Origin of the sequence: Phocaeicola sp. RTP21198st1_B8_RTP21198_201120 (assembly GCF_040929485.1) — a bacterium.
In the GTDB taxonomy this organism is placed as follows: Bacteria; Bacteroidota; Bacteroidia; order Bacteroidales; family Bacteroidaceae; genus Phocaeicola; species Phocaeicola dorei.
On record NZ_JBCOCI010000571.1, the window covers coordinates 369 to 1,023 of the forward strand.

The 655-nt window shown below is 46.3% G+C and carries 1 pseudogene; it reads right to left on the reverse strand.

Annotation, left to right across the window (positions count from 1 at the left end):
* Nucleotides 1–548: pseudogene (locus AB5935_RS28195) on the reverse strand (hypothetical protein); the annotation flags it as partial.
* Nucleotides 549–655: the final 107 nt, after the last annotated feature.

Here is a 655-nt window from a genome sequence, read left to right on the forward strand (position 1 = left end):
ATACTGGCAATAGGCATCATATTGTCCTTCAGATTGATTGACTTTGTTTTTCCCGTGAAGAGTCCTACAAGCATATCAGGCAGCATAGCCAGTACATATCCGATATTGTGTCCGATGTCGCTAATGCCATTGAGTCCGAAAGAGGTCAGCAACCCTTGCCATCCGTCCATATTGGTCTGCTTCGGTTTCGGGGAGGTCTGTTCTTCTGTTGGTTGTTCCTCTTTGACCGCTTCTTCCTGTTCCGGTGCAGTCTCTGCTGATGAAGTCTTACTCTGTGGCTTTTCTTCTGACTGCTTTTTCATTTTTTCCTGGTCTTGTCTATACTGTTCCTCGCATCCCGGGCGCACTATTGAAGGTATGTCTGAACGGTCTTCCTGTTTGTCAGAAAATTTAGATAACAGGAAGTCACCGCCGATCCATGTAGCCGCTGTTTTCCAACCGCCACCGACTCCACCCATACATGCGAGATCGGTTACGGATCCGAGGATTATACCTGTGTTCTTTTCCCACGCAGATGGGTTGTATCTCTTTTCGGCTTCTGTATCCATATGATGTTCTAATGGTGATTTTGCAACTTCCTGGGGGAGATAGAAGATGGTGTTAGTTGCTGCCTTCTTTAAGATGTATTCAATGGATGAGCGTGGAATCTTATCCC